This window comes from Anaerofustis sp. (genome assembly GCF_019420015.1).
In the GTDB taxonomy this organism is placed as follows: Bacteria; Bacillota; Clostridia; order Eubacteriales; family Anaerofustaceae; genus Anaerofustis.
Genome location: NZ_JAHZIA010000003.1, coordinates 1 through 2,979, shown reverse-complemented (window position 1 = coordinate 2,979; position 2,979 = coordinate 1). Strand labels below are relative to the sequence as shown.

Annotated in this window: 5 protein-coding genes; all 5 read left to right on the top strand. The window is 30.6% G+C overall.

Annotation, left to right across the window (positions count from 1 at the left end; genetic code table 11):
- The coding region (locus QZ357_RS00665) for a hypothetical protein (RefSeq protein WP_290770695.1) at window positions 1-388 on the top strand (388 nt) is incomplete at its 5' end.
- Window positions 375-1,115 (top strand): helix-turn-helix transcriptional regulator, encoded by a 741-nt coding sequence (locus tag QZ357_RS00660; protein ID WP_290770693.1) that lies wholly within the window; start codon window positions 375-377, stop codon window positions 1,113-1,115. The genes QZ357_RS00665 and QZ357_RS00660, both read left to right, overlap by 14 nt.
- 269 nt (window positions 1,116-1,384) lie before the next feature.
- The gene (locus QZ357_RS00655) at window positions 1,385-1,939 is read left to right on the top strand and encodes a sigma-70 family RNA polymerase sigma factor (protein WP_290770691.1); all 555 of its coding nucleotides are present in this window, start codon (window positions 1,385-1,387) and stop codon (window positions 1,937-1,939) included.
- On the top strand, window positions 1,939-2,736 hold the full coding sequence (locus tag QZ357_RS00650; protein ID WP_290770690.1) for a hypothetical protein: 798 nt from the start codon (window positions 1,939-1,941) through the stop codon (window positions 2,734-2,736). Before QZ357_RS00655 ends, QZ357_RS00650 begins: the two co-directional genes overlap by 1 nt.
- Window positions 2,737-2,764: 28 nt before the next feature.
- Window positions 2,765-2,979 (top strand): hypothetical protein (locus QZ357_RS00645; RefSeq protein WP_290770688.1); only part of this gene is annotated, 215 nt, incomplete at its 3' end.

Here is a 2,979-nt window from a genome sequence, read left to right as displayed (position 1 = left end):
TATGAGCGATATAGGACTTATTGAATATATAACTTCTAACGATGAAGACGAAATTTCTGAAGCTACTCTGACAAATTTTGATTCTGTCTGCAAATATTGTACTTTTCCAAATGCATATACTTATGTTGGACAAATCGGAGGTCAATGGCTTGCTCAAACTTGTTATAAGACAACCATAGATGATTTTGCAGTAATTAAAATGTTTTTTAACCATAAACCTACTTATAAAGAAGTTAGAATAGCATTTGATATTCGAGATTTTGAACAGAAACCGATTGAAGTTTTCAAATGTTCGAAGTGTAAACAGTTGACTAACTGGTTAGATTTTGATGGTTATATTCATGACAAATATAATATGGCAGAGGATAAATATTGTGGATGTAAATAAAAATAGAACGTTGAAATTTAAGAACAGGTTAAAGCAAATCAGAACCGAAGCAAAACTGACACAAACAGAACTGGCAAAGGAAATGGGTACGACCAAACAATATATTTCTGAACTTGAAGTTGGTACAAGAAATATTAATAATATAAGATTTGATACTATGCAAAGGCTTTGCGGTGCCTTACATTGTACTCCGTCAGATATAATTATTCCTATGTTATTTGAATATAATAAACAGGGACAGCTTGTTGTAGACAAGATATATTCAAATTCGCATTATCAAGGATATATATTTAATATATCAAAAAAATTCTATCTGTTAAGCTTTTGGGATTCTCATAATATTAATTCTAAAACATTAACCGGAGATTTGTTAAATCCTGTAAAAATAACATCAAAAATAAATTTTGAGGAAATTTCACAGTGGTTGTATGTATGTTTAAATTGTATTCCACGAGTGGGATTTAATGTAGAAATAGGACGAGCCATTACAGCTAAAGAACTTGATATTATTAAAAAGAAATATGCATTAACAGATAACGATATATCTAATGTATTTGTAGATAATAAAGGTGCTTTTTATGGTGCGAAATATATGAAGATATTTAATGCCGTGCAAATTAGGTTCTCCAAGCCGATAACAGTAATAGCAGTAATAAAAGAATTGAGTGAAAAAGGTATCGAAATTGAACAGATTGATACAGAAACGATAAATATCCGTGTAGAATAGCTTTTTCGTAAGAATTTATCAGACTGTAAACCCTGCTTTGTATAAGTAGGGTTTTTTCTATAATTATTCAATGAATAAACCGATAAATTAACCAAAGAGAAAATAGCATAATTGACTTAATATATAAAATTTTATGGTTAGCAATAGTATATTTTCAGAAAAAAATATAAATTTTTTGTGAAGTCTTGTAACATTCATGCAATAAAAATCTAATACTATTATAGGGTCATTATTTTCTTTAAATAGTATTAGGAGGGAGGTGTGGATTTATGGACGACAGTAAAATAATTGATTTATTCTTTTCAAGATCAGAAAATGCAATTATCGAACTGTCAAAAAAGTATGGAAAAATCGCAATGAAAACATCTTACAATATACTTTCCAGTAGAGAAGATGCAGAAGAATGCGTTAATGACTCTTATCTCAGCGTATGGCGTACTGTACCACCTAAACAACCTAATCCGTTAATAACATATTTATTAAGATTTGTTAGAACAATATCGTTAGATAAATATAAATACAGAAAACGTCTTAAACGAAATAATACATATGATGAGTGTTTAGAAGAGATAGGTAGTTACTTGACATCAAATGAGTCCACAGAGGATGAAATTGATGCTATGGTTGTAGCCGAGGCAATTAATGATTTCTTGGGGAGTCTTGACGGGACAACTCAAATGATATTTGTCCGTAGATATTGGTATTTGGACTCATACAAAGAACTTTCCAGATTATCAGGTATGAAAGAAACGACAATAAGAGTAAAGTTGCTACGAACAAGAGAAGATTTGATGAAATTTTTGAAAGAAAAGGAGGTCGTCTAATGACTGCGAAACAGTTTTTAGAAGCATTAAGTTATATAAATGATGAGTACATCATAAAATATGCGGAAATAAAACCGGTTGTTTTTTCAAAAAAATTTTTATTTCGAAGGATATCGGTCATTGCGGCTTGTCTTATTATCATTTTTTTTTCCACACTATTTTTGGATAATTTCTTTTCTGACTCTGATGAAAAAATCGAACCGGATGATTCTGTAAATTTTACTGAGTTTACAGAATCAATACAATATATCAAGTTTAATGGCAATAAATACAGAGTTGTTTTAAACGATAATAGCTTGTCAATATATAATTTGCCTACATTGACGGATGAATTTGTTGGGGAAGAATTAGGAAACGGTGCAATCGAATCAAACGGGAAAACAATACCCGTATATGATTATTTGGGCTATAACGGAAGGTCTGTTTTAATCGCAAAAATAAATTCACAATATTACTATTTGGTTTTTTGGAGTCCGGCAGATATAAACAAACCACTTACCGTATTAGAATTATTTGAATTATATGGCATAAATGATTCTGAAGCAGAAATTACATATCAAGACCAAAATTTTGATATTGCGCTTATATCGGAGCTGAAAAAATCTACTGTTTTATCTCAAGAACTCTTTGATAAAAAGATTGAAAATTCTGATGCTAAGGAATGCTTCGAAATTATCGTAACCAGTCCTCATTCAGAAAAGCTCATTTTGAATTATTACCCCAATGTCGGAGTCGCCTATTGCGGTTTTATGTATTTTGAATTTACGCCTGACGCTCTTAGAATTTTAAACAATTAAATTTAAGCGGAAAGGAATGATTATAATTATGAAAAGAATGAAACCTATGGTGATATTAACTGCTGTTTTTGTTTCGGCCGTTAGCATATCAGCTACAAGCAGCAATATATATGCCACAGAAAAAGAAGCTGTTTTAGCAGAAAAGGAGATGGTAACGAAAGAAATTTATTTAACGGAAGAAGAAGTTTTTGAAGCACTCGCCAATACTTTCGATGATCAGGTTTTACAGAAGAAAATTGAAGC